At 60.0% G+C, this 24,577-nt stretch carries 23 protein-coding genes; 15 read left to right on the top strand and 8 right to left on the bottom strand.

Annotation, left to right across the window (positions count from 1 at the left end; genetic code table 11):
• Positions 1 to 421: 421 nt before the first annotated feature.
• The 3 genes from ccoM to GTQ41_RS06710 all read right to left on the bottom strand — a co-directional run bounded on the left by ccoM (position 422) and on the right by GTQ41_RS06710 (position 1,300).
• On the bottom strand, positions 422 to 535 hold the full coding sequence (gene ccoM / locus GTQ41_RS28770; protein ID WP_041070550.1) for a cytochrome c oxidase subunit CcoM: 114 nt from the start codon (positions 533 to 535) through the stop codon (positions 422 to 424).
• 148 nt (positions 536 to 683) lie between these two features.
• The gene (locus tag GTQ41_RS06715; RefSeq protein WP_047292140.1) at positions 684 to 911 is read right to left on the bottom strand and encodes a hypothetical protein; all 228 of its coding nucleotides are present in this window, start codon (positions 909 to 911) and stop codon (positions 684 to 686) included.
• Positions 912 to 958: 47 nt separating this feature from the next.
• The gene (locus tag GTQ41_RS06710; RefSeq protein WP_003222394.1) at positions 959 to 1,300 is read right to left on the bottom strand and encodes a hypothetical protein; all 342 of its coding nucleotides are present in this window, start codon (positions 1,298 to 1,300) and stop codon (positions 959 to 961) included.
• Positions 1,301 to 1,552: 252 nt separating this feature from the next.
• Between GTQ41_RS06710 and rapA the strand changes: the two genes are divergently transcribed.
• On the top strand, positions 1,553 to 4,399 hold the full coding sequence (rapA, locus tag GTQ41_RS06705) for an RNA polymerase-associated protein RapA (RefSeq protein WP_047292138.1): 2,847 nt from the start codon (positions 1,553 to 1,555) through the stop codon (positions 4,397 to 4,399).
• Between the two features lie 186 nt (positions 4,400 to 4,585).
• Here rapA and GTQ41_RS06700 read toward each other — a convergent pair whose 3' ends face one another.
• The gene (locus tag GTQ41_RS06700; RefSeq protein WP_095667335.1) at positions 4,586 to 5,935 is read right to left on the bottom strand and encodes an MFS transporter; all 1,350 of its coding nucleotides are present in this window, start codon (positions 5,933 to 5,935) and stop codon (positions 4,586 to 4,588) included.
• 301 nt (positions 5,936 to 6,236) lie between these two features.
• On the opposite strand from GTQ41_RS06700, the gene GTQ41_RS06695 reads away from it, so the two are divergent.
• A complete protein-coding gene (locus GTQ41_RS06695; protein WP_041070557.1) occupies positions 6,237 to 6,605 on the top strand; it encodes a YkgJ family cysteine cluster protein in 369 nt (122 codons plus the stop codon).
• A gap of 147 nt (positions 6,606 to 6,752) precedes the next feature.
• Positions 6,753 to 9,035 carry a bifunctional diguanylate cyclase/phosphodiesterase gene (locus GTQ41_RS06690; protein ID WP_047292134.1) on the top strand — a complete coding sequence of 761 codons (2,283 nt, stop codon included), beginning with the start codon at positions 6,753 to 6,755 and terminating at the stop codon, positions 9,033 to 9,035.
• Here the strand turns inward: GTQ41_RS06690 and GTQ41_RS06685 are convergent.
• On the bottom strand, positions 8,926 to 9,822 hold the full coding sequence (locus GTQ41_RS06685) for an NAD(P)-dependent oxidoreductase (RefSeq protein WP_196302416.1): 897 nt from the start codon (positions 9,820 to 9,822) through the stop codon (positions 8,926 to 8,928). The genes GTQ41_RS06690 and GTQ41_RS06685 overlap by 110 nt on opposite strands.
• Before the next feature lie 197 nt (positions 9,823 to 10,019).
• Here GTQ41_RS06685 and GTQ41_RS06680 point away from each other — a divergent pair, with 197 nt between their 5' ends.
• A complete protein-coding gene (locus tag GTQ41_RS06680) occupies positions 10,020 to 12,218 on the top strand; it encodes a hypothetical protein (protein ID WP_047292132.1) in 2,199 nt (732 codons plus the stop codon).
• Positions 12,219 to 12,536: 318 nt separating this feature from the next.
• On the opposite strand, the gene GTQ41_RS06675 is transcribed toward GTQ41_RS06680, so the two are convergent.
• Positions 12,537 to 12,842, bottom strand: a complete 306-nt coding sequence (locus GTQ41_RS06675; RefSeq protein ID WP_047292130.1) for a DUF2288 domain-containing protein — start codon at positions 12,840 to 12,842, stop codon at positions 12,537 to 12,539.
• Positions 12,843 to 13,194: 352 nt separating this feature from the next.
• Here GTQ41_RS06675 and GTQ41_RS06670 point away from each other — a divergent pair, with 352 nt between their 5' ends.
• The 9 genes from GTQ41_RS06670 to GTQ41_RS06630 all read left to right on the top strand — a co-directional run bounded on the left by GTQ41_RS06670 (position 13,195) and on the right by GTQ41_RS06630 (position 20,919).
• Positions 13,195 to 14,322, top strand: coding sequence for a branched-chain amino acid ABC transporter substrate-binding protein (locus GTQ41_RS06670; RefSeq protein WP_047292128.1), 1,128 nt, complete (start codon positions 13,195 to 13,197; stop codon positions 14,320 to 14,322).
• 230 nt (positions 14,323 to 14,552) lie between these two features.
• The gene (gene livH / locus GTQ41_RS06665; protein ID WP_027614381.1) at positions 14,553 to 15,476 is read left to right on the top strand and encodes a high-affinity branched-chain amino acid ABC transporter permease LivH; all 924 of its coding nucleotides are present in this window, start codon (positions 14,553 to 14,555) and stop codon (positions 15,474 to 15,476) included.
• Positions 15,473 to 16,729, top strand: a complete 1,257-nt coding sequence (locus tag GTQ41_RS06660) for a high-affinity branched-chain amino acid ABC transporter permease LivM (RefSeq protein WP_047292126.1) — start codon at positions 15,473 to 15,475, stop codon at positions 16,727 to 16,729. The genes livH and GTQ41_RS06660 overlap by 4 nt, the downstream gene beginning before the upstream one ends.
• On the top strand, positions 16,726 to 17,493 hold the full coding sequence (gene livG, locus GTQ41_RS06655) for a high-affinity branched-chain amino acid ABC transporter ATP-binding protein LivG (RefSeq protein WP_047292124.1): 768 nt from the start codon (positions 16,726 to 16,728) through the stop codon (positions 17,491 to 17,493). The genes GTQ41_RS06660 and livG overlap by 4 nt, the downstream gene beginning before the upstream one ends.
• Positions 17,494 to 18,195, top strand: a complete 702-nt coding sequence (locus tag GTQ41_RS06650; protein WP_003222380.1) for an ABC transporter ATP-binding protein — start codon at positions 17,494 to 17,496, stop codon at positions 18,193 to 18,195.
• Positions 18,196 to 18,469: 274 nt separating this feature from the next.
• Positions 18,470 to 18,778, top strand: coding sequence for a DUF2282 domain-containing protein (locus tag GTQ41_RS06645; protein WP_047292122.1), 309 nt, complete (start codon positions 18,470 to 18,472; stop codon positions 18,776 to 18,778).
• A gap of 25 nt (positions 18,779 to 18,803) precedes the next feature.
• A complete protein-coding gene (locus GTQ41_RS06640) occupies positions 18,804 to 19,691 on the top strand; it encodes a DUF692 domain-containing protein (RefSeq protein ID WP_047292119.1) in 888 nt (295 codons plus the stop codon).
• Entirely contained in the window at positions 19,688 to 20,446 is a 759-nt protein-coding gene (locus GTQ41_RS06635) for a DUF2063 domain-containing protein (RefSeq protein ID WP_047292118.1), read from the top strand. Before GTQ41_RS06640 ends, GTQ41_RS06635 begins: the two co-directional genes overlap by 4 nt.
• Entirely contained in the window at positions 20,443 to 20,919 is a 477-nt protein-coding gene (locus tag GTQ41_RS06630) for a DoxX family protein (protein ID WP_047292114.1), read from the top strand. Before GTQ41_RS06635 ends, GTQ41_RS06630 begins: the two co-directional genes overlap by 4 nt.
• A 107-nt stretch (positions 20,920 to 21,026) precedes the next feature.
• On the opposite strand, the gene GTQ41_RS06625 is transcribed toward GTQ41_RS06630, so the two are convergent.
• Entirely contained in the window at positions 21,027 to 21,941 is a 915-nt protein-coding gene (locus tag GTQ41_RS06625; RefSeq protein WP_047292112.1) for a LysR family transcriptional regulator, read from the bottom strand.
• A 104-nt stretch (positions 21,942 to 22,045) separates the two neighbouring features.
• Here GTQ41_RS06625 and GTQ41_RS06620 point away from each other — a divergent pair, with 104 nt between their 5' ends.
• Positions 22,046 to 22,645, top strand: a complete 600-nt coding sequence (locus tag GTQ41_RS06620; protein ID WP_047292110.1) for a short chain dehydrogenase — start codon at positions 22,046 to 22,048, stop codon at positions 22,643 to 22,645.
• Positions 22,646 to 22,667: 22 nt separating this feature from the next.
• Here the strand turns inward: GTQ41_RS06620 and GTQ41_RS06615 are convergent, their stop codons facing one another.
• The gene (locus GTQ41_RS06615) at positions 22,668 to 23,774 is read right to left on the bottom strand and encodes an acyltransferase (RefSeq protein ID WP_047292108.1); all 1,107 of its coding nucleotides are present in this window, start codon (positions 23,772 to 23,774) and stop codon (positions 22,668 to 22,670) included.
• Between the two features lie 144 nt (positions 23,775 to 23,918).
• Between GTQ41_RS06615 and GTQ41_RS06610 the strand changes: the two genes are divergently transcribed.
• Complete coding sequence (locus GTQ41_RS06610) at positions 23,919 to 24,572, top strand: COG3650 family protein (protein WP_047292106.1); 654 nt, start codon at positions 23,919 to 23,921, stop codon at positions 24,570 to 24,572.
• The last annotated feature ends 5 nt before the right edge of the window (positions 24,573 to 24,577 follow it).

Genomic DNA, 24,577 nt, shown 5'->3' with positions numbered 1-24,577 from the left:
GCCCCACTCAACACAATGAGCGTTAGCTCGAGTACCGCTCTTGATCTGAGGGCCCGTCGGCAGTCTGAGTGGAGGGATTTATCCGGGGGTGGGAGCGCAGCGACCGTTTGGCGCAGCCAAACACAGCGAGAGGAGGTGCAGCGAAGCAAACCGTAGGCGCTGCCCCCGGATGAATCCCGTAGCGAAGGAACCCGAGCCCAAGCGAGGGCCGAACGTCAGGGTAAAGCCTTTTGGGTTACCTTTTCGGCGTTTGGAAAAGGTGACCCGCCGTAAGGGCGGAACCGTAATAAGCAACACCCGCAGAAACGGATCTACACCCAGAACCCCAAGAACATGGTCGGCCCAAAGGCCGCCAAGACAAAAAAAAAGGGCAACCGAAGTCGCCCAAAATGCCTTGCGTGCTCATCAAACCCTAAAAGACCTACTTCTTGCGCTTATGCGCGTCCTTCCAGATAAAAAATCCAAACCCTGCAAAAAACAGAACCATGAGACCTACGGTCAGAACCCCGGCAAACACCACGTTATCGAAAAACATGACTGTGGCCTCCTGGCCCCTGCTTTGCTGCGATGGAGCTAAGTTAACCAATCGCGCAGGCGCAGAAATTGACCAGGATCAAGTCCGGTCAACACAGAGGATAAAGGCGGGAAAATAACTGACCTGCATCAAAGGATGCAGGGGGAGATCAACGCTTTTTCGGTTTCTTTTTCGGCTTTTTCTGGGTTTTTCCCAACGGCATGGCCTGCTCGAAGGCCTTGCGCACTTCGTTCAGCCGCTTTTCGTTGAGATCATGCACACGCTTGGCGCGTTCAGTGCCGAGGTCGATCAGTTTTTCATCTTGGCTCATGGCGTTCAGCGCATCACTTGGAAGAAAACACAACTGCCGCATCAGCGGCAGGGCTGCGCCAATCATGCAGCCTGACACCGGCACCCGACAACAATTCGTGTAAATCGGCGGGCTCAGATCTCGATATCGACCCACAAGCCCTGGCGCGGCTGATCTTCCATCAGCGGCACCACCGGCACAGTGTTGTCGGCATTGAGCTCGGTGCCCGGCACGGCGAGGTGTTCTTCCGGGTCTTCGTCGGCTTCGCGACGGCGCCGATCGCGTTCCTGTTGACGGCGCTGTTCTTCGCGCGCCAGCAGACGATCCTCTTCCGGGTCGCGCTTTTGCAGGTCGATCGTGCTTTCGTTGGAGCTTTCCTGCACCGGCACCACCGGAGGAATGTCCGGCCGCTGGCGAATCGGATCCTGCTGGGAAGTGATCGGCACAGCGCTCAGGGGGAGCATCGGTGGCAGCATATAAAGGGTCTCCTGTCAGCAGGCTATCGGCTGCGGCAAAGGCGCCTTGAGCCATCCGTCGCAAATCTGTGATCGGGTTGGCACTGCAGGAGCTGCCGAAGGCTGCGATCTTTTAATGGGACAACGTAGAACTCAGGTGTTTCCGTAGATCAAAAGATCGCAGCCTGCGGCAGCTCCTACCCAGTAATCTTTGGCCCTGAAGCCTGCATTCCGTTAAGATAGCCCGCTTTTTCAAGGTGGGAGTCAGGCAGCATGGCGCAGCAGTATCAACCGGGGCAACGCTGGATCAGTGACAGCGAAGCAGAGCTTGGTTTAGGCACCGTTCTGGCACAGGACGGCCGCTTGTTGACCGTGCTCTACCCGGCCACTGGCGAAACCCGCCAGTACGCGCTACGGAATGCGCCCCTCACCCGCGTGCGGTTCTCGCCGGGTGACACCATTACTCACTTCGAAGGCTGGAAAATGACCGTGCGCGAAGTCGACGATGTCGACGGGCTGATGGTCTATCACGGTCTCAACGGGCAGAACGAAGCCGTCACCCTGCCGGAAACCCAGCTGTCGAACTTCATTCAGTTTCGTCTGGCCAGCGACCGCCTGTTCGCCGGACAGATCGACCCGCTGCCATGGTTCTCCCTGCGCTACAACACCCTGGAACACACCAGCCGCCAATTGCAGTCCTCGGTCTGGGGCCTGGGCGGCGTGCGTGCGCAACCGATCGCGCACCAGTTGCACATCGCCCGTGAAGTCGCCGACCGCATCGCGCCACGGGTTCTGCTGGCAGACGAAGTGGGTCTGGGGAAAACCATCGAAGCCGGCCTGGTGATCCATCGCCAACTGCTCTCGGGCCGCGCCAATCGCGTGCTGATTCTGGTGCCGGAAAACCTGCAGCACCAGTGGCTGGTGGAAATGCGCCGCCGCTTCAACCTGCAGGTCGCGCTGTTCGACGAAGAACGCTTCATTGAAAGCGATGCCACTAACCCGTTCGAAGACACCCAGCTGGCACTGGTTGCCCTGGAATGGCTGGTCGAAGACGAGAAGGCGCAGGATGCCCTGTTCGCCGCCGGCTGGGACCTGATGGTGGTCGACGAAGCCCATCACCTGGTGTGGCACGAAGACAAGGTCAGCCCGGAGTACGCGCTGGTCGAGCAACTGGCGGAAGTGATTCCCGGCGTACTGCTGCTCACCGCGACCCCGGAACAACTCGGTCAGGACAGCCACTTCGCCCGTCTGCGCCTGCTCGACCCGAACCGTTTCCACGACCTGGCCGCCTTCCGCGCCGAGAGCGAGAACTATCGCCCGGTGGCCGAAGCCGTGCAGGAGCTGCTCGACAAGGGACGCCTGTCGCCCGAAGCGCACAAGACCATCCACGGTTTCCTCGGCAACGAAGGCGAAGCCCTGCTGACCGCGGTCAACGATGGCGACAGCGAAGCCAGCGCCCGTCTGGTGCGTGAGCTGCTCGACCGCCACGGCACCGGCCGCGTACTGTTCCGTAACACCCGCGCCGCGGTGCAGGGTTTCCCCGAGCGTAAACTGCACCCTTACCCGCTGCCATGCCCGGACGAATACCTCGAACTGCCGCTGGGCGATCACGCCGAGCTGTACCCGGAAGTCAGCTTCCAGGCCCAGCCGGACGCCAGCGAAGAAGAGCGCTGGTGGAAATTCGACCCCCGCGTCGAGTGGCTGATCGATCAGCTGAAAATGCTCAAGCGCACCAAAGTGCTGGTGATCTGCGCCCACGCCGAAACCGCGATGGACCTGGAAGACGCCCTGCGCGTGCGTTCCGGCATCCCGGCCACGGTGTTCCATGAAGGCATGAACATCCTTGAGCGTGACCGCGCCGCCGCCTACTTCGCCGACGAAGAGTTCGGCGCGCAAGTACTGATCTGCTCGGAAATCGGCAGTGAGGGTCGCAACTTCCAGTTCGCTCATCACCTGGTGCTGTTCGATCTGCCATCGCACCCGGACCTGCTCGAGCAGCGCATCGGTCGTCTCGACCGGATCGGCCAGAAGCACATCATCGAACTGCACGTGCCATACCTGGAAACCAGCCCGCAAGAGCGCCTGTTCCAGTGGTACCACGAAGCGTTGAACGCGTTCCTCAACACCTGCCCGACCGGCAACGCCTTGCAGCATCAGTTCGGCCCGCGCCTGCTGCCGCTGCTCGAAGAAGCCGATGACGGCGAGTGGCAAGCACTGATCGACGAGGCCCGCACCGAGCGCGAGCGTCTGGAACAAGAGCTACACACCGGTCGCGACCGTCTGCTGGAACTCAACTCCGGCGGTGCTGGCGAAGGGGATGCACTGGTCGAGGCGATCCTTGAACAGGACGACCAGTTCGCCCTGCCGATCTACATGGAAACCCTGTTCGACGCGTTCGGCATCGACAGCGAAGACCACTCGGAAAACGCCCTGATCCTCAAGCCGAGCGAGAAGATGCTCGACGCCAGCTTCCCGCTGGGCGACGACGAAGGTGTGACCATCACCTACGACCGCAACCAGGCGCTGTCGCGCGAAGACATGCAGTTCATCACCTGGGAACACCCGATGGTGCAGGGCGGCATGGACCTGGTGCTGTCCGGTTCGATGGGCAACACCGCCGTCGCGCTGATCAAGAACAAGGCGCTGAAACCGGGCACCGTGCTGCTGGAACTGCTCTACGTCAGCGAAGTGGTTGCCCCGCGTTCGCTGCAACTGGGCCGTTACCTGCCGCCGGCCGCCTTGCGCTGCCTGCTCGACGCCAACGGTAACGACCTGTCGCCACGGGTCTCGTTCGCAACCCTCAACGATCAACTGGAAAGCGTACCTCGCGCCAGCGCCAACAAGTTCATCCAGGCCCAGCGCGATCAACTGACGCCACGGATCAACGCGGGTGAAGACAAGATCACCCCGCGTCACGCCGAGCGCGTGGCCGAGGCCCGGCGCCGTCTGGCAGCCGATACCGACGAAGAACTGGCGCGCCTGACCGCATTGCAAGCGGTCAACCCGACCGTGCGCGACAGCGAACTCGATGCGTTGCGCCAGCAGCGTGAACAGGGTCTGGCGATGCTGGATAAAGCGGCGCTGCGTCTGGAAGCGATTCGGGTACTGGTGGCGGGTTAAACCACCCTGCCCCACCGCTGTAAATGAAAAGGCCCGCAGTGATGCGGGCCTTTTTGTTTGTCTGGTATTTATCAGCTGATGCTGATGGCCCCATCGCTGGCAAGCCAGCTCCCACAGGGTTTGGAGTGTTTACAAATTATGCGTGTGACTCGGTCACTGTGGGAGCTGGCTTGCCAGCGATAGCAATCATGCAGTCGCCACAGAAACATCAGGCTCAACCACTGCCACCAACCCCTCCTTCATCCGCTGCGCATCCCGGACAAAACACCGCGCCGCCAGAAACAGAAACACCATGGTCAAGAACAGCGCCACCGGAATCAGGTACATCGCATCATGCAGGCCGACAGCCTTGAACGCCTCGGTCATCTGTTCGGCGCCTGCAGAGACCATGGCCGATTTCGCAAAGTGATCGGACAAGGCCCCCACCACCACCGGCCCCAATCCACCGCCGAGCAAGTACAGCCCGGCAAAGAACAACGCCATCGCCGTCGCACGCAGACGCGGCTCGACCACGTCCTGAATCGCCGTGTACACGCAGGTGTAGAAGTTATAGGCAAACAGCCAGCCGACGCTGAACACCGCGACGAACACGCCAATCTCGACCCGTCCGGCGTGCAACGCCCAGGCCGTGCACACGGTCGAGATGATCAGGCTGACGCCGGCAAACAGCAGCCGGCCGTTGGCGACTCGTTGATGAATCTTGTCAGCGATCCAGCCGCCGAGTGTCAGACCGATCAACCCGGTGATCCCCACAATCACCCCGGTTGCCACCGCCGCGTCCTGCAACGGCATCAGGAAATACCGCTGCAGCATCGGCACCAGAAACGAGTTGCAGGCATAGGTGGCGAAGTTGAAACACAAGCCTGCCATCACCAGCCACAGGAATGTCGGCACGGCGAGGACACGGCGGATCGGTCTGTCGACTTTATCCTGGGACACCTGCACGATTTCCGCCGCACCGCGCTTGGGTTCCTTGATGAAGAACATGAACACCGCGAGGATCAGCCCCGGCACCGCCGCGATAAAGAACGGCGCGCGCCAGCTGTCGAACGCCTTGACCATCGCACCGATGGTGAAGAACGCCAGCAACAATCCCAATGGCAACCCGAGCATGAAAATGCCCATGGCCCGCGCCCGGCGGTGCGCCGGGAACAGGTCGCCGATCAGCGAGTTGGCGGCCGGCGCGTAACTGGCTTCACCAATGCCGATCCCCATGCGCACCAGCAGAAAGCTCCAGAAGCTGCCAACCAGGCCGTTGACCGCCGTCAGTGCGCTCCAGGTCGCCAGGCCCCAGCCCATCAATTTGCTGCGCGAGCCAGTGTCGGCCATGCGGCCTAACGGCAGACCGGCAATCGCATAAACCAGGGTAAACGCGGTACCGACGATCCCCAGTTGAAAGTCACTCAGGTGCCACTCCATGCGGATCGGCTCGATGATGATCGCTGGAATGGTGCGGTCGAAGAAGTTGAACAGGTTGGCAAGGAACAACAGGAACAGAATGCGCCAGGCATTCGCCGCTTGGGTCGAGTTCTGCATGGGTCCGTCTCTTTATTGTTATGAGGGCTTCACTGCCGACGCATCCGAGCCCGGAACCTGCAATCTAGACAGGCGGTGCGTAGCTGTCTGTGATCATTCGTCAAGCTGATAATGAGCCATGGCACTGTAAAGAAACGTAAGCCCTTGATAACGCAGCAATCCCCCGTAAACCGGGGGTTTTGCGGCAAAACCCGGCTACAAAAAAATACTTTCGCGCCCCCCTTCCCAAGTTCATGGCGAAGCCTAGAATAGCCGCCGGATCCGTCCGGATTCGCCGATCAACCCCTTTGATGCCCTCCTAATGTCCGAAGTCAGTCCGTGTCTGAATTGCGGTGCCTGCTGTTCCCATTTTCGCGTGTCTTTTTTCTGGGGTGAATGCGCCTCCTCCGGTGGCACAGTGCCCGATGAGCTGGTGACGCAGATCAGCCCGAGCCGGGTGGCGATGAACGGCACCGATTGCAAATCACCGCGTTGTACGGCGCTGGTCGGCGAGGTGGGCAGTCAGGTCCAGTGCTCGATTTATGAGCAGCGCTCCAGCCCCTGCCGCGAATTCGAATCGTCCTGGGAGAACGGCGAACAGAATGTCGATTGCGACAAGGCCCGCGCCCGCTTCGGCTTGCCGCCGCTCGAGAAGGACTGGAATCAGATCCCCTACGACCAGAGCGCCTGACGCTTAGCGCCAATCGCTATGAGGCTCATGCCGAAATGGTTGCCGCCAATATGCCACTATCGCTTGCACGATAAAAACCGCCTCTATACTCCTCTCATTCGCCTGCGTTTCTGACGCAGAAGGGACGACTTCAGAGACGGGGATGCTATGGAGTGGCTTGGTTTGCAGTTTGTTACCGAGCTGCCGGACGGCGGGCAGGTCATTCTCGATTGCACACATAATCCCTTGCTGGTGCTGGTGGCTTATCTGGTCGCCTGCGCCGCGAGTTTTGCCACCCTCGACATGGCCGAGCGGGTCGGCCATGCCGAAGACCCGGGCTCGCAACGGGTCTGGCGCTGGATCGGCGCCACTTGCCTGGCCGGCGGTATCTGGGCCATGCACTTCATTGCCATGCTGGCGTTCCAGACCCCGATCGAAATCCATTACGAACTGGCCACCACCCTGTTTTCCCTGGTGATCGCCCTGCTCGCTTCGTGGCTGGCGATGCACACCCTGAGCGTGCCCCATCCCTCACGGGTGCATTACCTGAAAACCGCCATCGTCATTGGCTTGGGCATAGCCGGCATGCATTACGTCGGCATGGCGGCGATGCACTCGGTGGCCACCGCCTATTACGAGCCGCTGTTGTTCTGCCTGTCGATCGTGATTGCGATCAGCGCCAGTTTCGCCGCGCTGTGGGTCGCCGGTTACTTGCGTGAAGGCAGTGGGCGTTTTCATCAACTGTTCAAATACACCGCCGCGATCATCCTCGGCGCCGGCATCATCAGCATGCATTTCACCGGGATGGCCGCGTTGCATCTGGTGTTGCCCGAAGGCGCCACGCCCACATTGAGTGCCGAAACCAATCACCTGCAACTGGGCCTGACCATCGCGCTGATCACACTGTTGATTCTCGGCAGCGCGATCAGCGCGGCACTGGCCGACAAGAAACTGCAGAGCAAGGAGCAGGATCTGCGCCGAGTCAATGCCCTGCTCAGCCAGCTCGATCAGGCTCGGATGTCGCTGCAACAAGTGGCCAATTACGACGCCCTGACCAACCTGATCAACCGTCGCGGTTTCAACCAGATCTTCGCCGAGAAACTCAGCCAGAAAACCAGCGAAGGCGGCATGCTCGCGGTGATGTTTCTCGACATCGACCACTTCAAGCGGATCAACGACAGCCTCGGCCATGACGCCGGCGACGCCCTGCTCAAAGTGATCGCCAACCACATCAAAGGCTCGGTGCGCAGCCATGACGACGTGGTCGCACGCTTTGGCGGTGACGAGTTCTGCATCCTGATCGGCCTGCACGACCGCGAGGAAGCGCGCAGCATGGCGCAACGGATCATGCAGAAAATGAAGGAGCCGATCGAACTGGCCGGACGTCGTATGGTGATGACCACCAGCATCGGCATCAGCCTGTTCCCCGACGACGGCACCACCTGCGAAGAACTGCTCAAGCACGCCGATCTGGCGTTGTATCAGTCCAAGGGTGCCGGGCGTAACGGCCTGCATTTTTTCAGTTCGAACATGAAGACCCGCGCCAGCCTCGAACTGCAACTGGAAGAAGAACTGCGCCAGGCTTTGCGTGAAGACCACGGGCTGACGCTGTATTACCAACCCATCTTCGAACTGAAAACCGGCCGGGTGACCAAACTCGAAGCGTTGATTCGCTGGCAGCATCCGCTGCATGGCCTGCTGGCCCCGGACCGTTTCATCGCGATTGCCGAAACCAACGGCCTGATCGCCGAACTGGACAACTGGGTGTTGCGCCGGGCCTGCACCGACCTCGGCGAACTGACGCGCCACGGCTGCAACGAACTGAAAATCGCCTGGAACTGCTCACCGCTCAACCTGGCCCGGGAAGAACTGGCCAACGAAATCGAAAGTGCACTGCGCAGCGCTGGCGTCGCGCCGGAACGGCTGGAGCTGGAAGTCACCGAAAACGCGCTGATGGGCAACATCGCCAACACGCTGGTGCTGTTGCGGCAGATCCGGGCCCTCGGCGTATCGCTGTCGATCGACGACTTCGGCACCGGATACTCATCATTGGCCTACCTCAAACGCCTGCCGCTCAATACGCTGAAAATCGATCGTTCGTTCATCCTCGACATTCCTGCGGCGACTGCCGACATGGAGATCGTCCAGGCGATCATCGTCATGGCCCACACCCTGCACTTGCAGGTGGTGACCGAAGGCGTGGAAAGCCTGGAGCAGTACGAGTTTCTCGAACGTTCGGGCTGCGACTTCATTCAGGGGTATCTGCTCAGCCGCCCGGTGCCGCTGGATGAACTCCGTCCGGTGCTCGAGGAAATCAATCAGCGCAAACACGCACATTCGGTCAATCCACTGAGTCTGGCGCGCGGTACAGGTGTACCAGAGTCGCTGGATCCTTCTGCAAAAAACCCTGCGCCCCATGCAGGCGCATCAGTTGTGCGGCCAATCCGCTGATCGGCGTGGCCGAGCCTTGTTCGCGGGAGAATTTCACCGCCGTATCGAGATCCTTGAGCAGCGTGCGCACGTGCCATTTCACCGGTTCAAAACGGCTTTCGGCCATTTGCGGGGCGAGGATCTGCAGCGGTTTCGAATCGGCAAAACCACCGGCCAGCGCTTCGGCAATCAGGCGCGCATCGACTCCGGCCTGTTCGGCCAGCGCGACCACTTCGGCAATCACCAGCGCGTTGCAGGCGACGATCATCTGGTTGCAAGCCTTGGTCACCTGCCCGGCGCCGATGCCCCCCATGTGCGTGACACGCTGACCGAGGCTGAGCAGCACCGGGCGCACCCGATCCAGATCCGTCACCGCACCACCGACCATGATTGCCAGGTTGCCCGCCTCGGCACCGGCCACGCCGCCGGACACCGGTGAATCAAGCCAGGCCATGCCGGTTCTGCCTGCCAAGTCGGCGGCCATCTCGCGAGTAGCCGTCGGTTCGAGGCTGGAGAAGTCCACCAGCAACTGGCCGTTTTTCGCACCTTCAACAACACCGCCGGCGCCAAACACCACCTCGCGCACCACCGCCGTATCGGCCAGACACAGCATCACCACGTCCGCGTGTTCGCACAACTCGGCTGGAGTCGCCACCTGCCGGGCGCCAGCTTCAACCAGGGGCGCGCACTTGGCCGGGTTGCGGTTCCACACGGTCAACGGGTAGCCCGCCGCCAGTAAACGCTGGCACATCGGCAAGCCCATCAGGCCGATTCCGGCAAAGCCCAACGAAGGTAGCGTTGACATCATTTTGCCTCTTTTCGATTAAAGATCACTGAATAATGGCCGATTCATGAACGATCAGGAAAGGATTCCCCCGCGCGACGATCAGGCCAAGCCCCTGACGCCCGGGCCAAATACGCGCAGTCAAAGACGCGAGATCCTCTTTCCGTGAGGCTCGATGACAACGGTCGCCGAGCCAACCCTGTCCAGGTATATGGCGCACAATGACTTCTAAAAACAATCCGGCCACTGCGGTATCCGATCTGACCCAGAGCCCTGCGGCGAACAGCCCGGCTCCGATGAAGCCATTGCCTCCCTCGCGCCCGCTGGGCACTCAGCAATATCTGTACTACACCGAAACCAACACCGACCGCATCCTCGACAACCTCGACGGGTTGCGCGATCTGGTGTTCCCGCGCCCGCCCCACCTGGAAGGCGACAACGAACAGCACAACGACCAGGAATTCCCGTCGGTGTGCCTGATCGGCCTCGGTCGCTGCGGCTCGAACATCGCCCTCGACGTCGCGGAGCTGGTGTACAACGCGCGCAAGTTCTACCTCAACGAATTCAACAACGAAGACCGCGCCGCGGATCGGCGTCTGGCCGACAAGGGCTACAGCCCGGCGCAGTGGATCAAGCAGAATCTGCGGATCGGCCCGAACAAGTCGAGCAAACCGGTGTTCCTGGTCGAACCGCTGGTGATGCTCGGCGACCTCGACAAGGACATCGCCGGGCGCATCCGGTTCTCGCGCAAGGGCGAGAAAAGCGGCTTTCTGCGCGACTACAGCAAAATGAAGATCATGGATTTGTCCGAAGTCCATGCCGGTGGCGCCGGTAACGCGCCGATCCTCGGTCAGTACCTGGCCAAGATCATCCTCAACAAGGACACCCAGCGTTTCTCCAGCCCTGACTGGAAAATGATCCACTCGTACCTGATCGACAGCTGCGGCATCAAGGCCAACCAGTCGCGCCTGTACTTCTCGATCTTCAGTGCCGGCGGCGGTACCGGTTCGGGCATGGCTTCGGAATTCGGCCTGGCCCAGCAGCACTCGTACATGAACAAGACGTTCGACACCAAGCCGATGGACGAGCATGACGGCAAGAGCGGGCATTCGTTCGTGTTCGAGCCGATCTTCACCAGCGGCATCTGCGTGCTGCCGAACATTTCCGATCACCGCAGCGAAATGTCCGAGGCGCTGCACATCAACGCCGGACGCCTGTTGTGCAAATACCTGTCGGAAGAATGGGATTTCTCCTACAACTTCGCCAATGAAGACAGCAGCGAAGCCAGCGTCATGGGCCGTATTCGCCCGTGGAACGCGATGATGCTGATCTCCAACGACATCATGCGTTACGCCGAAGAGAGCGATGACGGCAACATCCAGAACATTGATGTCAATGCGATGGAGAAGCACGCCAACCAGTACATCTCGCAGCAGATCTTCAACATTCTGACGGCGCAGGCGGTGACCACCGACTACGACCAGAACTACTTCCGTCGCGCCGGCATCGACATCGGCGAAACCATTCGCCTCGACGCCAACGACCTGTTTATGAGCCTGGCCGGCCCGGTGGCGATTGCCTACGCCGAATCGGTGGTGCCGGAAACCCCGCCGCCGAGCAGCGACAAGTTCAAGGTATTCGACAAAGAGCCGCAGCGCCTGAACATCGACGATCTGTTCTTCCGCTCGATCGACCTGCCGCACTTCAACAAGGTGACCCAGGCCATCGAAGGCATCAGCCTGCTGCCAATCGAATCCAAGCGCTATCGCGCGTCGCTGGAGCAGTACAAGAATTCCGGCTACGACGCCGCCGCGCTGCACGACCTGCACTTCTTCAAGAACTGCTCGTCGGTGGTGTCGATCGTTTCGTTGCCGAAAGACTACAAGCTGTCCTACATGGATCTGAACCGGTTGAAGACCCACCTCAACAGCCTGTTCCCCAACACCACGCTCAAGCGTTATGCGCTGGTGATCGGTGCGTCGGCCAACCTGTCGCTGACCACCCTGATCGCCAAGAGCCCGTGTCTGTCGGACGACTTCCTGACCCTGATCGTGGCGTTCATCAAGCGTTGCTTCGCCAAGACCCCGTACCGTTTCGACGAGACCCTGGACAACTCGATCCTCGACTTCATCATTAATGAAGACTTTGACGAAGACCGCATCGACGATCTGCTCAACGAATTCGAGAACCCGGCGAAGATCCTCGACACCAACTGGTACGCGATCAAACCGATGTACGAGAAGAAGTACCGCGAACTGATCAACGACAAGGACAAGTTTGTTTCGATCAACGACATTCGCCTGTCGCGCGATTGCGTGAAGAAATCGATCAAGTACCTGCGCGAGATCTACCGTCACCGGATCGGCAAGACCAAGGTTATTTCGCTGAATAACCATACCGGGAAGACTTACTCGGTCTGATCGAAGACCGAGTCGCCCAATCGCTGGCAAGCCAGCTCCCACCGGGTCCATGTGAACACAACCATTTGTGAACACCACACAACCTGTGGGAGCTGGCTTGCCAGCGATGGGGCCCGCAAATTCCCTGAAAATCTCAGCCCTTCCAACATCCAGAAACAATTAAGCAGCCCTCAGGCTGCTCAATAAACTGTTCCCGTTACGTTTACGTCACCGTGAGGCCACGCACGCTTGTGGCCTTTCTCTACGGCAACGTGCCATCACGCTACTCGGCTACACACTTTTCGTTGACGATCATGAGCACCAAAAAGGTGCACAGGCTCAGGCGACCGCCCTTTCCTGGATCAGAATCCACGGACTCACCACCACCGCCCACAGCGCTGGATCACGCTCGAAAATATCCAGCGCCCGCGTTTCAGACAGCTTGGCGACCTTGTCTTCGGCCAGCCAGGCGGCGACTTTCTCGCCATCGTCCGAGGCCACGGCCTCGGCGGCGGCGATCAAATCCAGGGCCGGGTCGACCCACAATAGGGCACCCTTGGCGAAGAACGGCTCCAGCTCTTTCCAGGTAATAGATGCGGTTTCACCAAGCAGCTTGGCATAGAGGGTGCTAGGTTCTTGATTCATGGGACTGTCCGGAAAAGAAATCGACGCGAATGATAACGTCGGTGGTCCGGCAGAAAAACCCAGTTGCAAATGGCTTCACCGAACGAAAAGAGCAGGAACGCCAAGGAATGCTGCTGTTTGGGGCATAAGCCCCTCGAAAGCCCCGCCGCAATTCTGTCTTTTTCATTCAAAAATGCGACACCCACAAGTTTTGCCCCCTGGCGCCAGCTTCCCAGGCCAACAACCGGCGCTCTACACTGTACCGGTACAGTTGCCGGGGGCATTTCCGGAGGGTATCGCCAAGATATCTGACCCGGTTCTGCTGCTACGGCGCCAGAACTCAAAAAAATTACAACAGTAAGAGTGGAGCACTATGACTAAGGCTACTAAGCAGATTTCCAAACTGTTTGCCGCTATGGTTCTGGCCGGGGTTGCCAGCCATTCGTTCGCCGCTGACACCATCAAGATTGGTATCGCCGGCCCTAAAACCGGTCCTGTAGCCCAATACGGCGACATGCAATTCAGTGGCGCGAAAATGGCCATCGAGCAGATCAACGCCAAGGGCGGCGTCGACGGCAAGAAACTCGAAGCCGTTGAATACGATGACGCGTGCGATCCGAAACAAGCCGTAGCGGTTGCGAACAAGGTCGTCAACGACGGCGTCAAGTTCGTGGTTGGTCACCTGTGCTCCAGCTCCACTCAGCCAGCTTCGGACATCTACGAAGACGAAGGCGTGGTGATGATTACCCCGGCTGCCACCAGCCCGGACATCACCGCCCGTGGTTACAAAATGGTCTTCCGCACCATCGGTCTGGACAGCGCCCAGGGCCCTGCCGCCGGTAACTACATTGCCGATCACGTGAAGCCGAAAATCGTTGCCGTACTGCACGACAAACAGCAATACGGTGAAGGCATCGCCACCGCCGTCAAGGCGACTCTTGAGAAGAAAGGCGTAAAAGTCGCCGTGTTCGAAGGCGTCAACGCCGGCGACAAAGACTTCTCCTCGATGATCGCCAAGCTCAAACAAGCCAACGTCGACTTCGTTTACTACGGCGGCTACCACCCGGAGCTGGGCCTGATCCTGCGTCAATCCCAGGAAAAAGGCCTGAAAGCCAAGTTCATGGGCCCGGAAGGCGTGGGTAACGACTCCATTTCGCAGATCGCCAAAGAGTCCTCCGAAGGCCTGCTGGTGACCCTGCCGAAATCCTTCGACCAGGATCCGGCCAACGTCGCCCTGGCAGATGCGTTCAAGGCTAAGAAAGAAGACCCGAGCGGCCCGTTCGTGTTCCCTTCCTACTCGGCGGTTGAAGTGATTGCCGAAGGCATCAAGGCAGCCAAGTCCGAAGACGCAGCCAAAGTGGCCGAAGCCATTCACGCCGGCACCTTCAAGACCCCTACTGGCGACCTGAGCTTCGACGCCAAGGGCGACCTGAAGGACTTCAAGTTTGTGGTTTACGAGTGGCACTTCGGCAAACCGAAAACTGAAGTTTCGCCTCAGTAAGGCGCGCCCTGACTGACTGCCAATAAAGCCCACGGCGTGCCGTGGGCTTTGTTTTACGAATGTATGGGCCGCGCTGGCGTGATCCGCCAGTCTCCCCACCTGAAAATCTCAAAACCGTCATCAGCGGTTCGCTGGCAAAACCCGGATTCGAAGTGGATAAAGATCCACGGGGCCGGGCGGGAAAATGACTCCACCAGTGAAATGCGTATCAGGTTTTTAGGAGCGTTGTAATGCCTGACATCTATCACTTCTTCCAACAGCTGGTTAATGGCCTGACCATTGGCAGCACGTATGCCCTGATCGCCATCGGCTATACGATGGTTTACGGCATCATTGGAATGATCAACTTCGCCCATGGCGAGGTGTACATGATCGGTTCCTACGTGGCGTTCATCGCCATCGCCGGGCTGGCCATGATGGGAATCGACAACGTCCCGCTGTTGATGACCGCCGCGTTCATCGCGAGCATCGTCGTCACCAGTTCCTACGGTTACAGCATCGAACGGATTGCCTACCGCCCCCTGCGCGGCAGCAACCGTCTGATCCCGCTGATTTCCGCGATCGGTATGTCGATCTTCCTGCAGAACACGGTTCTGCTCGCGCAAGACTCCAAGGACAAATCCATCCCCAACCTGATCCCCGGCAACTTCTCCATCGGGCCAGGTGGCGCACATGAAGTGCTGATTTCCTACATGCAAATCGTGGTGTTCGTGGTGACCCTGGTCGCCATGCTCGGCCTCACGCTGTTCATCTCCCGCTCTCGCCTGGGTCGCGCCTGCCGCGCCTGCGCCGAAGACATCAAGATGGCCAACCTGCTGGGCATCAACACCAACAACATCATCGCCCTGACCTTCGTCATCGGTGCCGCGCTGGCAGCCGTTGCGGCTGTGCTGCTGAGCATGCAGTACGGCGTGATCAACCCCAACGCCGGTTTCCTCGTCGGCCTCAAGGCCTTCACTGCTGCGGTACTGGGCGGCATCGGCAGCATCCCCGGCGCCATGCTCGGCGGGCTGGTGCTTGGGGTGGCGGAAGCCTTTGGCGCCGATATCTTCGGCGACCAGTACAAGGACGTCGTTGCTTTCGGCTTGTTGGTTCTGGTGCTGTTGTTCCGTCCGACCGGCATTCTGGGCCGTCCGGAGGTTGAGAAAGTATGACTAGGAATCTTAAACAGGCACTGTTCAGTGCCTTGCTGGTGTGGGCCGTGGCCTACCCGGTACTCGGTCTAAAACTGACCATCGTCGGCATCAACCTCGAAGTGCACGGCACCAGCCCGGCCATTCTGGCGACCATCGCCATCTGCTCGGTGCTGATGTTCCTGCGGGTGCTGTTCAACCAGCAGATCAGCAAGGCGTGGAAATCCTCGCCGGGCCTGCCGTTGATCCCGGCCAAGGCCAGCAACTTCCTGACCCTGCCGACCACGCAGCGCTACATCATCATTGCGCTGATTCTGGGTGCGCTGGTGTGGCCGTTCTTCGGCTCCCGTGGCGCGGTGGACATTGCCACGCTGATCCTGATCTACGTGATGCTCGGCCTCGGCCTGAACATCGTGGTGGGTCTGGCCGGTCTGCTCGATCTGGGTTACGTCGGCTTCTATGCCGTCGGCGCCTACAGCTACGCGCTGCTGTCGCACTACTACGGCCTGAGCTTCTGGATCTGCCTGCCGATTGCCGGCCTGATGGCGGCGACGTTCGGCTTCCTGCTGGGCTTCCCGGTGTTGCGTCTGCGCGGTGACTATCTGGCGATCGTGACCCTGGGTTTCGGCGAGATCATCCGGCTGTTCCTGCGTAACCTGACCGACATCACCGGTGGTCCGAACGGTATCAGCAATATCGAGAAACCGACGTTCTTCGGCCTGACCTTCGAACGCAAAGCGGCGGAAGGCCTGCAAACCTTCCACGAGTACTTCGGCCTCGAATACAACTCGATCAACAAGGTGATTTTCCTGTACCTGGTTGCTCTGTTGCTGGCACTGGCGGCGCTGTTCATCATCAACCGTCTGCTGCGCATGCCGATCGGTCGTGCGTGGGAAGCGCTGCGTGAAGACGAAATCGCCTGCCGCGCGCTTGGCCTCAACCCGACCGTGATCAAGCTGTCGGCGTTCACCCTGGGCGCGAGCTTCGCCGGTTTCGCCGGCAGCTTCTTCGCCGCTCGTCAGGGACTGGTGACGCCGGAATCGTTCACCTTCATCGAGTCGGCGATCATCCTCGCCATCGTTGTGCTGGGTGGCATGGGCTCGCAGCTGGGCGTGATTCTCGCGGCCGTGGTGATGATCCTGTTGCCGGAAATGATGCGTGAGTTCAGCGAATACCGGATGTTGATGTTCGGTGCGCTGATGGTGTTGATGATGATCTGGCGTCCACAAGGTCTGCTGCCGATGCAACGCCCACACATGGAGTTGCGAAAATGAGCCGCGAGATCCTGAAAGTCGAAAACCTGAGCATGCGCTTCGGCGGCTTGCTGGCGGTCAATGGCGTGGCCCTGACCGTGAAGGAGAAACAAGTGGTGGCGCTGATCGGGCCGAACGGCGCGGGCAAGACCACCGTGTTCAACTGCCTGACCGGTTTCTACCAGCCATCGGGCGGCAGCATCCTGCTCGACGGCGAGCCGATCCAGGGCCTGCCGGGGCACAAGATCGCCCTCAAGGGCGTGGTGCGCACCTTCCAGAACGTGCGGTTATTCAAGGACATGACGGCGGTCGAGAACCTGTTGATCGCGCAGCACCGTCACCTGAACACCAACTTCCTGTCCGGCCTGTTCAAGACCCCGGCGTTCCGCAAGAGCGAGCGCGAGGCCATGGAATACGCCGAATACTGGCTGGAAAAGGTCAACCTGAAAGAGTTCGCCAACCGTACCGCCGGCACCCTGGCCTACGGTCAGCAACGGCGTCTGGAAATCGCCCGCTGCATGATGACCCGTCCGCGGATCCTCATGCTCGACGAACCGGCCGCCGGCCTGAACCCGAAGGAAACCGAAGACCTCAAGGCGCTGATCAGCGTGCTGCGTGAAGAGCACAACGTCACCGTGCTGCTGATCGAACACGACATGAAACTGGTCATGAGCATTTCCGACCACATCGTCGTGATCAACCAGGGCACGCCGCTGGCCAATGGCACGCCGGAACAGATCCGCGACAATCCTGAAGTGATCAAAGCCTACCTGGGGGAAGCGTAAATGCTGCAGTTCGAAAACGTTTCCACCTTCTACGGCAAGATCCAGGCCCTGCACAGCGTCAACGTCGAAGTCCGCCAGGGCGAGATCGTGACCCTGATCGGCGCCAACGGTGCCGGCAAGTCCACGCTGCTGATGACGCTGTGCGGTTCGCCGCAGGCGCACAGCGGCAGCATCCGCTACATGGGTGAGGAACTGGTCGGCCAGGACTCGTCGCAGATCATGCGCAAGAGCATCGCCGTGGTGCCGGAAGGTCGTCGGGTGTTTGCCCGTCTGACCGTTGAAGAGAACCTGTCGATGGGCGGTTTCTTCACCGACAAGGGCGACTATCAGGAGCAGATGGACAAGGTCCTCGGCCTGTTCCCGCGCCTGAAAGAACGCTTCAACCAGCGCGGCGGCACCATGTCCGGCGGCGAACAGCAGATGCTCGCCATCGGCCGTGCGCTGATGAGCAAGCCGAAACTGCTGCTGCTCGACGAGCCGTCGCTGGGCCTGGCACCGATCATCATCCAGCAGATCTTCGACATCATCGAACAACTGCGCAAGGACGGTGTAACGGTGTTCCTGGTCGAGCAGAACGCCAACCAGGCGCTGAAAATCGCTGACCGTGCGTACGTTCTGGAGAACGGCCGCGTGGTCATGCAAGGTACCGGTGAAGCACTGCTCACCGACCCGAAAGTACGCGAGGCGTACCTCGGCGGTTGAGGCTTTTCGCTGAGCAAAAAAACGGCCTTCGGGCCGTTTTTTTATACCTCACACATCCTCCGTGTAGGAGCTGCCGCAGGCTGCGATCTTTTGATCTGGCTTCTGGTTTAAAAATCAAAGTCGAAAGATCGCAGCCTGCAGCAGCTCCTACAGGGTTTTGCATTTTTTCTGAAAAATTTCAGCTGCGCTGTAACGCATCGCCATGAGCGTTCTCTAGTGGGGTAAGCAAGCGCACTTCGCTTGTAAAACCCAAGCTCAAATCTGGAGAAACATCATGACTGCTACCACTCGCACCCTGTCCGCCGCTGCACTGGTTCTGGCTCTTGGTTCCGCCCTGAGCATGACTGCCGTTTCCAGCGCCAACGCCGCCGACAACAGCAACATGGAAAAATGCTTCGGTGTGGCCATGAAGGGTCACAACGATTGCGCCGCGGGCGCAGGCACCACTTGTGCCGGCACCGCGAAAATGGATTACCAGGCCAACGCCTGGAAGTTCGTGCCAAAAGGCACCTGCACCACCACCGAGAGCAAGACCTCGCCGACCGGCTTCGGTCAGATGGAAGCCTTCAAAGCCAAGTCCTGATCCACGACCTGCCCGAGTGACGCTCATGTTCACCCTCAACGAACCTGTCCCACCGCGCACTCGGGCAGCCCTCTGCGGGCTCCCGCCCCGCGCGGGGCTGGGACTCAAGACCGGGCACTTTCGTGAAGTGCTCGGCACCCGACCGGACATCGGTTTCTTCGAAGTCCACGCCGAAAACTACATGGTCGACGGCGGTCCGTTTCATCATTTTCTCGGGTTGATCCGCGAGCAGTATCCGCTGTCGCTGCACGGCGTCGGGCTGTCGATCGGGGCCGAGGGGCCACTGGATCTGCAACACCTGCAACGCCTGCAAACACTGATCGAGCGTTATCAACCGCAAGCCTTTTCCGAACACCTGGCCTGGTCGAGCCACGGCCCGGTGTTCCTCAATGACCTGCTGCCGCTGGCGTATGACACGCCGACGCTTGACCGCGTCTGCGCGCATATCGACCAGGTGCAGAACACCCTCAAGCGTCCGATGCTGCTGGAAAATCCAGCGACCTATCTTGGCTTCGAGCGCTCGACCATCGATGAGCCGGCGTTCATCACCGAGGTGATCCGCCGCAGCGGTTGCGGCCTGCTGCTTGACGTCAACAACGTCTACGTCTCGTGCATAAACCATCAACGCGATCCACTGACCTACCTCGAGGCACTGCCTTTGCACGCCGTCGGCGAGATTCACCTGGCCGGGTTCGCTGAAGACGCCGACAGCCTCGGCGATCGCTTGCTGATCGATGATCACGGCGCGCCGGTTGATGATGCCGTCTGGGCGTTATACCGACAGGCACTCGAACGTGTTGGCCCGGTGGCAACCTTGATCGAACGGGACAATCACCTCCCGACGTTCAACGTGCTGCTGGCCGAGGCGCAGCAGGCCGAAGCGTTGCTGCGGCACGCAAGGAGTCAGCCATGAGCACTCAAGCCGACTTCGGCGCCGCCCTGCTCGACACTCACCTGCCCTGCCCCGCTGGCCTGTACAGTGCCAACGGCGCTGATCCTGCCAGCCGGTTTTCGGTGTATCGCAATAACGTGCAAGGCTCATTGATCAACGCGCTGGCCGACAGTTATCCGGTGGTGCAGCAGTTGGTCGGCGAAGAATTCTTTCGCGGCATGGCCAGCATTTTTATTCAGCAGCAGCCGCCGCACAGTCCGTTGATGAGCCGTTATGGTGACGGACTGGCGGACTTCATTGATGCATTCGAACCGGCGGCCGAGGTGCCGTATCTGGCCGACGTCGCACGGCTCGAACGCTTGCGCACCCGCGCTTATCACGCCGCCGATGCGGCGACAGTCAGTGCGCAACAGATCAGCGCTGCGCTGGCCGATCCGCAAACACTGGCCGAACTGAACATCACCCTGCATCCCTCGCTGCACCTGCTCAACTCCGCCTACGCAGTGGTTTCGATCTGGGCCGCACATCAGCAGGACACCACACTGGCGGGTATCGATATCCATCAAGGGCAACACGCACTGGTGCTGCGCAACGGTCTGGAGGTCGAGGTCTTTGCCCTCGATCACGGCGCCAGCGTATTCATCCGCCATCTGCTCCATCACCGACCGCTGCTGCAAGCGGCGCAAGACAGCCCGCCCTTCAATCTGCCGCAGACCCTCGCCCTGCTGATCGGCCACCACGCCATCACCGACCTGAACAACAAGGTATCGCCATGAACAACCTCATCACTCGCGCCATCGGGCTAATGGAAAAGATTCCCCACAGCCTGATCGCCTTCATCGCCCGGTTCTCGATTGCCGCGGTGTTCTGGAAGTCCGGGCAGACCAAGGTCGAGGGCCTGGCCATCGATTTGATCGAGGGCACCGTTCAACTCGGCTGGCCACACTTGGCGGACTCGACGATTCCGTTGTTCCAGAGCGAATACCACGTACCGCTGCTGGCACCGGAAATCGCCGCGCACATGGCAGCGTTCGCCGAACACTTTTTCCCGGTGCTGATATTGATCGGCTTCGCCACGAGATTTTCAGCGTTGGCGCTGCTGGGCATGACGCTGGTCATCGAGGTGTTCGTCTATCCCGATGCCTATCCGACCCATGGCACCTGGGCGGCGGTGTTGCTGTACCTGATGGCGACCGGGCCGGGGAAATTGTCGATCGATCACATGATCGCCAGGTACTACAAACGCTGATGTCTGATGTCTCTGTAGGAGCTGCCGAAGGCTGCGATCTTTTGATTTTCAAGGTCAAAAGATCGCAGCCTTCGGCAGCTCCTACAGGGATATCACAGGCATCGTGGTCAATGCGCCAGGCGATCCAGCGCCTCGCCGCTGCGTTTGAACCAGCCAATCAGATAATCCGCCAGCACCTGCGTGCGTTTGGGCAACCCGCCCTGATAGGGGTGGACCAGATACATCGGCATCCGGCGCGTCTGAAAATCGCGCAACAGCCAGCGCAACCGGCCGTCAGCCAGTTCCGTTTGCAGCAGATACGACGGCAACCGTGCGATACCGGCGCCGGCCAGGGCGGCTTTCTTCAGCAGGTTGTAATGGTTGCTGGCGAACGGCCCCGACACCCGCACCCGCAGCAATTCGTGCTGTTGGTGATACAGCCATTCTTCACGGCCACTGTAATGACTGTTGAGCAGGCAGCGGTGTTCGGCCAGCTCCTGCGGGGTCAGCGGTTCGCCGAATTGTTCAAGGTATATCGGGCTGGCGCAGGTCATTTCCTGCCACGCCAGCAGGGGTTTGGCCACCAACCGCTCGTCATTGGCCACCTCGGAGCGAATCGCCAGATCGAAGCCGTCCCGGGACAGGTCGCGATAGTGGTTGTTCAGCTCCAGCTCGATCTGCACCTCTGGATACTTCTGCGAGAACTCCAGCAGCAAGCCGTCGAAAAACGTTTCCCCCAGCGACACCGGCACTGTCATCCGCACCGGACCGGCCATGTCGTCTTTCAAACGCGCCAACGCCTGACGTGCCCGCTCCACTTGCACCACCAGCGCCTGGGCTTGCGGCAACAATGCCGCGCCCGCCGCCGTCAGGCTCAAGCGGCGCGTGGTGCGTTGCAGCAACACCACGGAAAACTGCGCCTCCAGCTGACTGATACGTTTGGACAACTGGCCCTTGCTGCAACCCAGCTGCTGCGCCGCCAAGGTAAAACTGCCGGCCTCGATCAACACCGCGAACGCCGCGAGATCATCCATTTCACTCATGGACTGTTTCCATTTGAAAACCAAAGGTTGCCTATTAGTGCGCTTATCCGCAGAAAAAACCACTCTAGACTGAACCCTCGTTCAACCCATTGAGGAACAGTCCCATGAAGATTCTGTTGATCGGTGCCGCCGGCACCATCGGTTCGGCCGTGGATAAAGAGCTGAGCCAGCGTCACGAAGTGATTCGTATCGGTCGCAGCAGCGGCGACTTCCGGGTCGACATCAGCGACAGCGACTCGATTCGCCGGCTGTTCGAGCAAACCGGCAAGTTCGACGCGCTGATCTGCGCAGCCGGCAACGTGACCTTCGCCCCACTCGGCGAGATGAACGCCGACAGCTTCGCCCTCGGCCTGAAAGACAAACTGATGGGCCAGGTCAACCTGCTGCTGATCGGCCGCGAATACGCCAACGACGGCGCCTCGTTCACCTTCACCAGCGGCGTGCTCAGCCACGACCCGATCCGTACCGGCGCCTCGGCGGCATTGGTCAACGGCGCACTGGACAGCTTCGTCAAAGCCGCCGCCATCGAACTGCCGCGCGGTCTGCGGGTGAACTCGATCAGCCCGACGGTGCTGCTGGAAGCCATGGGCAGCTACGCCCCGTACTTCCGTGGCTACAAGCCGGTGCCGGCGGCGGATGTGGCGCTGGCCTACGCGAAAAGCGTCGAAGGCCTGCAAACCGGTCAGACCTTTCACGTCAACTGACGACCGCGCAGGCAGGGGTGCATCAGCGGGCCACTTCGGCTCCTGCGGTGCGCCCGCCCGCACGTTCGCGCAACCAGCGCTGCAGCGGCCGTTCGAACCAGTAATGACATAGCAGGCTGCTGCCGATCAGCACGGCAAAGAACAGCAGCAGGCTCCACGGCTGATAAAACACGGCACGTCCGGGCAGGAATTTATCAGCCAGCAGGGCCGCGACAATCTGCAGCGGAAAGTGCAGCAGGTAGGATGCATAGCTGATGTCCCCAAGCCAAGACAAACGGCGCGCTAGCGGTTGCAACCATGGGTGGCAAGCCGCAACGGCAACGATGGTCAACGGGAACAGCACGGCAAACCTGATGCGTTGTGATTGCACCTCATCGCTGCCGATCAACAACCAGCCCGCCACACAGGTCAGCACCAGCCCGGCGGCGACCCAACGCAAATCAAAACGCCGCAACAACCCGTCCACGGCGATGTAAGCCAATCCACCACTGAAAAAACCAAACACCCCGAGGCTGATTTTGTACTGCGCCGGAAACAGCCACAGGCTCACGGCAATCAGCAACGCGCTGGCCAGCAACGGCGGAAGCGAGTAACGCCACAGCAGGAAAAACCCTGCATAAAGCAACACCTCCACCGATATCGACCAGGCCGGGCCGTTAAATGACCAGCCCTGCTCAAGCCCCCAGGCCGGCGCCAGAAACACATTGAGGAGCGCGTGCCAGGCATCGTTGAACGGGTAAACAAACGCGTTGCCGGTATGCGCGCTGTAGATTTTCTGCAGCATGGCTACCGCAAAAAAAGTCGCCAGGTGCAAGGGATAGATCCGACTGAAACGTTCAATGAAAAACTGTTTGCCGCTGATTTCGCGTTGCGCCAGCGCTCGGGCGAACAACCAGAAAAAAATGAATCCGGAAAGACTGAAGAAGAGCGATACGGCATCACCGCCATGTCGGTAGAACAATGAAAACAGGCTGTACAACGGCTGGTCTTCACGTTGCAACGGCCCGGGCGCTGCGCCTTGAAAAAAGAAGTGCTGCCAATGCCAGAACACCACAGCCAATGCCGCGATGCCGCGCAGGGCGTCCAGCGCGTACAGCCGCTCAGGGAATACCGAAGGGTTTTGCTTCATGCACCATCAATCCATGCCCGCACAGGTACGTCACTATGCTGGCGGGCAACGGGCAACTCAATAGCAAGCCCGAGCCGCCCACTCAAGTCTTGTGATCGACGGTCAGCCTGCGTAACGTGGCAGCACTTGTCTGGAGAGCCGAAGATGCGTGTTGCCCGTTCGTTGATCGTTGTTGCCTTGCTGCCATTGTTCGCCGCCTGCCAATTGCTTGATGGCCCGCGCGAAAGCGCATCCCATGTCGGGCAATCACGGATGCAGGGGCAATTGACGGCGGCCGACGGCAAACTGGTGTTCCAGCCCTGTGGCGAACACCGTCAGTACGTGGTCAATGACATCGGCGGCACCAGCGTGCTGCAAGAGGCCGCGACCCTCGCCGATCAGCAGGGCAAGCTGTTTGCCGATGTACGCGGGAAGATCGACGGCGACCGCCTCGACCTCGGTCAGTTGTATCGCGTCGAAAGTTCCGGCACCGCGTGCGATGACCCGAACTTCAAACTGTTGATCCTGCGCGCCGCCGGCCACGGTCCCGAGTGGAACGTCAAAGTCAGCGGCAAGGGCATGGTCATCGACCGTGAAGGCCAACCGGCGCTGGCCGTGCCGTATGTCGAAGAACAACTGGGCGACGGCCGCTTCAACCTCAGCAGCGAAGCCAACAACCAGCGCATCGAGCTATGGGTCGCGCCGCAACGCTGCGTCGACAGCAGCACCGGCAGCGTGCAGCACATGAGCGCCGAGCTGCGCATCGACGGCAAGGTCGAGCGTGGTTGCGGGTATTTCGGCGGATCGCGTAACGACTGAGCGTT

Origin of the sequence: Pseudomonas sp. AN-B15, from assembly GCF_019056475.1 — a bacterium.
Taxonomy (GTDB): domain Bacteria; phylum Pseudomonadota; class Gammaproteobacteria; order Pseudomonadales; family Pseudomonadaceae; genus Aquipseudomonas; species Aquipseudomonas parakoreensis.
This window is presented reverse-complemented; position numbering and strand designations above follow the sequence as displayed.

Excerpts from the sequence above, each read along its gene's own strand:
- GTQ41_RS06615 (WP_047292108.1), bottom strand. The coding sequence starts at position 23,774 with ATGAAGCAAAACCCTTCGGTATTCCCTGAGCGGCTGTACGCGCTGGAC.
- GTQ41_RS06680 (WP_047292132.1), top strand. The coding sequence starts at position 10,020 with ATGACTTCTAAAAACAATCCGGCCACTGCGGTATCCGATCTGACCCAG.
- GTQ41_RS06670 (WP_047292128.1), top strand. The coding sequence starts at position 13,195 with ATGACTAAGGCTACTAAGCAGATTTCCAAACTGTTTGCCGCTATGGTT.
- GTQ41_RS06620 (WP_047292110.1), top strand. The coding sequence starts at position 22,046 with ATGAAGATTCTGTTGATCGGTGCCGCCGGCACCATCGGTTCGGCCGTG.
- GTQ41_RS06710 (WP_003222394.1), bottom strand. The coding sequence starts at position 1,300 with ATGCTGCCACCGATGCTCCCCCTGAGCGCTGTGCCGATCACTTCCCAG.
- GTQ41_RS06675 (WP_047292130.1), bottom strand. The coding sequence starts at position 12,842 with ATGAATCAAGAACCTAGCACCCTCTATGCCAAGCTGCTTGGTGAAACC.
- GTQ41_RS06715 (WP_047292140.1), bottom strand. The coding sequence starts at position 911 with ATGATTGGCGCAGCCCTGCCGCTGATGCGGCAGTTGTGTTTTCTTCCA.
- GTQ41_RS06700 (WP_095667335.1), bottom strand. The coding sequence starts at position 5,935 with ATGCAGAACTCGACCCAAGCGGCGAATGCCTGGCGCATTCTGTTCCTG.
- GTQ41_RS06660 (WP_047292126.1), top strand. The coding sequence starts at position 15,473 with ATGACTAGGAATCTTAAACAGGCACTGTTCAGTGCCTTGCTGGTGTGG.
- livH (WP_027614381.1), top strand. The coding sequence starts at position 14,553 with ATGCCTGACATCTATCACTTCTTCCAACAGCTGGTTAATGGCCTGACC.
- GTQ41_RS06690 (WP_047292134.1), top strand. The coding sequence starts at position 6,753 with ATGGAGTGGCTTGGTTTGCAGTTTGTTACCGAGCTGCCGGACGGCGGG.
- GTQ41_RS06650 (WP_003222380.1), top strand. The coding sequence starts at position 17,494 with ATGCTGCAGTTCGAAAACGTTTCCACCTTCTACGGCAAGATCCAGGCC.
- GTQ41_RS06635 (WP_047292118.1), top strand. The coding sequence starts at position 19,688 with ATGAGCACTCAAGCCGACTTCGGCGCCGCCCTGCTCGACACTCACCTG.
- GTQ41_RS06640 (WP_047292119.1), top strand. The coding sequence starts at position 18,804 with ATGTTCACCCTCAACGAACCTGTCCCACCGCGCACTCGGGCAGCCCTC.
- ccoM (WP_041070550.1), bottom strand. The coding sequence starts at position 535 with ATGTTTTTCGATAACGTGGTGTTTGCCGGGGTTCTGACCGTAGGTCTC.
- rapA (WP_047292138.1), top strand. The coding sequence starts at position 1,553 with ATGGCGCAGCAGTATCAACCGGGGCAACGCTGGATCAGTGACAGCGAA.
- GTQ41_RS06695 (WP_041070557.1), top strand. The coding sequence starts at position 6,237 with ATGTCCGAAGTCAGTCCGTGTCTGAATTGCGGTGCCTGCTGTTCCCAT.
- GTQ41_RS06630 (WP_047292114.1), top strand. The coding sequence starts at position 20,443 with ATGAACAACCTCATCACTCGCGCCATCGGGCTAATGGAAAAGATTCCC.
- livG (WP_047292124.1), top strand. The coding sequence starts at position 16,726 with ATGAGCCGCGAGATCCTGAAAGTCGAAAACCTGAGCATGCGCTTCGGC.
- GTQ41_RS06610 (WP_047292106.1), top strand. The coding sequence starts at position 23,919 with ATGCGTGTTGCCCGTTCGTTGATCGTTGTTGCCTTGCTGCCATTGTTC.
- GTQ41_RS06625 (WP_047292112.1), bottom strand. The coding sequence starts at position 21,941 with ATGAGTGAAATGGATGATCTCGCGGCGTTCGCGGTGTTGATCGAGGCC.
- GTQ41_RS06645 (WP_047292122.1), top strand. The coding sequence starts at position 18,470 with ATGACTGCTACCACTCGCACCCTGTCCGCCGCTGCACTGGTTCTGGCT.
- GTQ41_RS06685 (WP_196302416.1), bottom strand. The coding sequence starts at position 9,822 with ATGATGTCAACGCTACCTTCGTTGGGCTTTGCCGGAATCGGCCTGATG.